The organism is Arthrobacter sp. JCM 19049 (assembly GCF_001310435.1).
In genome coordinates this window covers 1-4,469 of the sequence record NZ_BAXF01000158.1, presented here as the reverse complement: position 1 = coordinate 4,469, position 4,469 = coordinate 1, and the positions used below count along the sequence as shown (strand labels likewise).

Genomic DNA, 4,469 nt, shown 5'->3' with positions numbered 1-4,469 from the left:
TGCCCGGGCGTGCACGGGGAGGGCACCGCCGCCGGCGAGGCGGTGGTCTTCGGCTGCGAGAACGGGGCGCTGCTCTACCACGACGGGCACTTCGACAAGTTCACCGCACCGGACGAATACGGCCGCATGGGCAACGCCTTTGTCTCGGAGAGCAGCCCGCTGATCGTCGGAGACTACAAGAACGATCCGGATGATGAGGGATACCTGCTGGAGAAGGTCGTGCTGATCGACACCGAACAGCACAGCTACGAGGTCCTCGACCTGCCAGAGAACATCAAATACACCTGGCGCGGAGTGGTGCGCGGACCAGGGGAGAACGCCTACATCCTCTCGACCGACGGCGCGATCCACGTCCTTGATCCTTCCACCGGCAAGATCACCGGCCAGTACCCGGTGATCGACGCGTGGGAAGGTCCGGCGAACTGGCAGGATCCGCACCCGGCGCTGACCGTGAACGGAAACACCGCCTATGTAGCCGACCCGCAGAACAAGCAGGTCCATGCGGTGAACCTGGAAACCGGTGAGAAAACCGCCAGCGTCACGCTCGACGGAATGCCGAACGAGATGGCTGCGGCGCTCGACGGCTAACCAGCACGGGCTCAAAAGGCTTCAGCAGCGGCATGCCTTGTCGCATCTGGAGTTTCCAGCCGCCGGTGTCATCTCCTTTCGGATGCCACCGGCGGCTTTGTGCTGTCCTGGATCGGGAGCGAGGCAGGCGGGGAGAAACATGTACTGCTATGTGAGATGTGTATAAACAAAATAAATACCTCTGCATAGGAGAATTGATGGTGCCTGAGAATCCCTTCCGGCCGACCTTCGCCCCCAGCCCGGCACGGAGCGGTAAAATTCTCCATCCCGGGATTACGTGAGCACCTGCGCGACCAGGCGTAAGGGGGAGCGTCCAGCATTCCCGACCAGCCGAATCTTCTGCGCGCGATGCGCAGCCTATTGGACGGTCGTACAAGCAATGGCCGGCTTCCCTTGGAGATTTTGGAACGGGGAAACCGGCCATCGAATGGGGGCGCAGGGTCTATAGCCCGCGCACGATCAGCACATCCAGGGTGCGCGGCCCGTGCACGCCCTCGACGCGCTCCAGCTCGATGTCGCTGGTGGCGCTCGGCCCGGAAATCCAGGTTTGCGGGCGGGTCACGTCCATGCGCGGCATGGCCTCGGGCAGCAGCTGCACGATCGTGGAGACCGGCACGATGCACAGTGGTGATCGGGCACCAGGGAGATCGCGCGCCGGCCCTGGTCGGGTTCGCCGTCCAGGATGATGGTGCCGGACTCGGCGATGGACACCGCCGAGGAGGTCACCACGGCGCTGGTCTCATCGAGCACCGGGATGTCCAGGGCGTGCCCCGGGGCGTCGATGCGCCGCTCAATGGACTCGGGCAGCTGCTGAAGCCAACCGGTGTCCAGCCCGTGCGGGTAGACTACCGAGCGGGCGGTGGCCAGCTTCGCGGCGACGTGGGTGGCGATCTGCTCGGCCTCGATGACATCCACCCCGGCCTTGTAGTCCACCAGGCGGTCCACCAGCAGTTCGATGACCTCGGTTTCGCTGAGCTGCGAGGTGGTGCGGTAGTCGCGCACCACCGGTTCCACGTGCGGGTTATCGGCCAGTGCGGTGCGGATCCGGCCCAGGATCTCTTCCTTGGCGCTCATTTGCCTCCTTCTCGCTCTTCCACCAGTCGCGGAAGGACTTGCTTGGCGGTGCCGGGATGTCGCGGCTGGCGGTCCAGCCCGCCGCGATGCCCGGCAGGCGCTTGATCTTCTTGTCCCGGCCGGCGGCCAGCTTGCCCAGCGGCAGCCCCTTTTCCAGCAGGTCCAGGTTCCGGCCCTTGCCCAGCGCCCAGGAGCCGCCCTTCATCAGCAGGTCCATCTGGGTGGGCAGCAGCTTCTTGCCGCGCTGGGAATCCACGTCCTCGCCGCGCAGGTGCACCAGGATTTCGGGGATGTTGATCTTCACCGGGCAGGCGTCAAAGCAGGCGCCGCACAGTGAGGAGGCGTAGGCAGGGAGTTGTTCTCCTCCGCTCGATGCCGGTCAGCAGCGGGAGAGGATCGCGCCGATCGGGCCCGGGTAGGTCGAGCCGTAGGCGTGCCCGCCGGTGCGCTCGTAGACCGGGCAGACGTTCATGCACGCCGAGCAGCGGATGCAGTTCAGCGCGCTGCGCCCGAAGCGGTCCGACAGCGCCCGCGTGCGCCCGTTGTCCATCAGCACCAGGTGCACGTTCTGCGGCCCGTCGTTCTCGGTGACCCCGGTCCACAGCGAGGTGTACGGGTTCATCCGCTCCCCGGTGGAGGAGCGCGGCAGCAGCTGCATGAAGACCTCGATGTCCTGCCAGGAGGGCAGCACCTTCTCGATCCCCATCACGGTGATCAGGGTTTCGGGCAGGGTCAGGCACATGCGCCCGTTGCCCTCGGACTCCACCACGCCCAGGGTGCCGGTGTCCGCCAGGGCGAAGTTGGCCCCGGAGATCGCCACCTTGGTGGAGAGGAACTTCTTGCGCAGGTGCTTGCGCGAGGCCTCGGCCAGCTTGGCCGGCTCATTGGTCAGGTTCGGATCCACATCCGGCATCTCGCGCAGGAAGATGTCGCGCACCTCGGTGCGGTTCTTGTGGATCGCCGGGACCAGGATGTGGCTGGGCTTGTCGTGGTCCAGCTGCACGATCAGTTCGGCCAGGTCGGTTTCGAAGGCGGCGATGCCTGGGTTTCCAGGTGCTCGTTCAAGCCGATTTCCTGGGTGGCCATGGACTTGACCTTGACCACCTCGGTGGAGCCGGTCTGCTTGATCAGATCGGTGACGATCTGGTTCGCCTCGGCCGCGTCGCGGGCCCAGTGGATGATGCCGCCGCGGGCGGTGAAGTTCTTCTCGAACTCCTCCAGGCGCTCATCCAGCCGTGCCATCGCCTGGTTCTTGATCGCCTCCCCGGCGTTGCGTAGCGACTCCCAGTCCGGCAGCTCGCCGACCACGCGCAGCCGCTTGTCGCGGATGGAGTGGGTGGCGTGGCGCAGGTTCGCGCGCAGCTGGGTGTTCTGCAGCTCGTGGTGGGCGGCCTTCGGGAAGGACTCATCGGCAAACAGGTTGCCTTCCCCGGCCGCCGGCATGCCCAAAAATACCTGACTCACAGTGCCACCATCTCTTCCTTCGTGCTGGCCAGGATGTTGGCCAGGTGCATGGTGCCCGGCTTCTGGCCATTGCGTGAGAGCCCGCCACCGATGTGCATCAGGCAGGAGACGTCCCCGCCGACGCACAGCGAGGCGCCGGTGGAGGCGATGTTGCGGGCCTTGTCCTGCAGCATCGCCGAGGAGACATCGGAGTTCTTGATGGAGAAGGTGCCGCCAAAGCCGCAGCACTGGTCTGCCTCGGGCAGCTCCTCCACGGTAATCCCGCCCACCGACTTGAGCAGGTCCAGCTGCCGGTCGCCCAGCTTCAGCAGGCGCATGCCGTGGCAGGAGGGGTGGTAGGTGACGCTGTGCGGGAAGTAGCTGCCCAGCTGTTCGGCGGCGTTGGTGATGCCCAAGACGTCGGTGAGCAGCTGCGAGAGCTCGTAGGTGCGTCCGGCGACCTCCGCGGCGCGGGACTTCAGGTCCGGCTTGCCCAGCCGCTCGGCCAGCATGCCGTGCTGGTGCTTCAGGGAGGAGACGCAGGATCCGGAGGGTGCCACGGCCACGTCGTAGTCGGCGCGCTCGAAGGCCTGGACATGGTTTTCAACCACCGGCAGCGCCTCGGGCATGTAGCCGGAATTCATGTGCATCTGTCCGCAGCAGGCCTGGCCGGCCGGGAAGATCACCTCATGGCCAAGGCGTTCCAGGATTTTCACTGTGGACTTGGCCGTTTCCGGGTACATCGCGTCGACGATGCAGGTGGCAAAGAGTGCAATACGCATAAGAATAACTCTCTCGCTGTGTGGTCTGACCATACTAGGCGCATCTTTTGGATCCCGTCAAGACTTGTTGTGATGGCACTCACCTTGTATCATCGGTGGTCTGACCATATGTGGTCTGACCATCACTAGTAAGGACGCCCACACCGTGTTTACACCATCAACCGAGCCGATCGCCGGCAGCGTGGCCATTTCCGCGCTGGTCGCCCTGATCCCGCTGCTCACCTTCTTCGTCATGTTGGCCGTAGTTAAGGTCAAGGCCCACTATGCCGGACTCAGCTCCCTTTTGGTCGCGATCATCGTGGCGATCTTTGGCTGGCAGATGCCGGTGGGGCTGGCCATCAACTCCGGGGTGATGGGCGTGGTGTTCGGCGCCTTCCCCATCGTGTGGATCGTGGTCATGGCGATCTGGCTCTACCAGGTCACCGTGGTCTCCGGGCGCTTCGAAGACCTGCGCCGGGTCTTTGACGTGATCGGCGGCGGGGATGTGCGCATCCAGACGGTGCTGATCGCGTTCTGCTTCGGCGGCCTGCTGGAGGCGCTGGCCGGGTTCGGTGCCCCGGTGGCGATCACCGCCACCATGCT

5 protein-coding genes and 2 pseudogenes are annotated in these 4,469 nt (G+C 64.9%); 2 read left to right on the top strand and 5 right to left on the bottom strand.

What is annotated here, in order from left to right; translation table 11 throughout:
* A pseudogene (locus tag JCM19049_RS08500) lies at window positions 1-588 on the top strand (hypothetical protein); the annotation flags it as partial.
* Between the two features lie 442 nt (window positions 589-1,030).
* Here JCM19049_RS08500 and JCM19049_RS08495 read toward each other — a convergent pair.
* From JCM19049_RS08495 to JCM19049_RS08485, 5 genes and pseudogenes are all read right to left on the bottom strand, one after another.
* Window positions 1,031-1,662 (bottom strand): annotated as a pseudogene (locus JCM19049_RS08495) (lactate utilization protein C).
* Window positions 1,610-1,966 (bottom strand): lactate utilisation protein LutB domain-containing protein, encoded by a 357-nt coding sequence (locus JCM19049_RS23325; RefSeq protein ID WP_374700264.1) that lies wholly within the window; start codon window positions 1,964-1,966, stop codon window positions 1,610-1,612. Before JCM19049_RS23325 ends, JCM19049_RS08495 begins: the two are co-directional and overlap by 53 nt.
* Window positions 1,967-2,041: 75 nt before the next feature.
* Window positions 2,042-2,665: an LUD domain-containing protein gene (locus JCM19049_RS23320; RefSeq protein WP_374700263.1), complete on the bottom strand. Its 624-nt coding sequence runs from the start codon at window positions 2,663-2,665 to the stop codon at window positions 2,042-2,044.
* Between the two features lie 2 nt (window positions 2,666-2,667).
* Complete coding sequence (locus tag JCM19049_RS23315) at window positions 2,668-3,126, bottom strand: LUD domain-containing protein (protein WP_374700262.1); 459 nt, start codon at window positions 3,124-3,126, stop codon at window positions 2,668-2,670.
* Window positions 3,123-3,887, bottom strand: a complete 765-nt coding sequence (locus JCM19049_RS08485; RefSeq protein ID WP_054821375.1) for a (Fe-S)-binding protein — start codon at window positions 3,885-3,887, stop codon at window positions 3,123-3,125. Before JCM19049_RS08485 ends, JCM19049_RS23315 begins: the two co-directional genes overlap by 4 nt.
* A gap of 145 nt (window positions 3,888-4,032) precedes the next feature.
* Between JCM19049_RS08485 and JCM19049_RS08480 the strand changes: the two genes are divergently transcribed.
* On the top strand, window positions 4,033-4,469 hold a 437-nt coding region (locus JCM19049_RS08480), incomplete at its 3' end, for an L-lactate permease (RefSeq protein WP_279402781.1).

Bases quoted from the DNA above. Each gene is read 5' to 3' on its own strand.
- JCM19049_RS08485 (WP_054821375.1), bottom strand. From the start codon at position 3,887: ATGCGTATTGCACTCTTTGCCACCTGCATCGTCGACGCGATGTACCCG.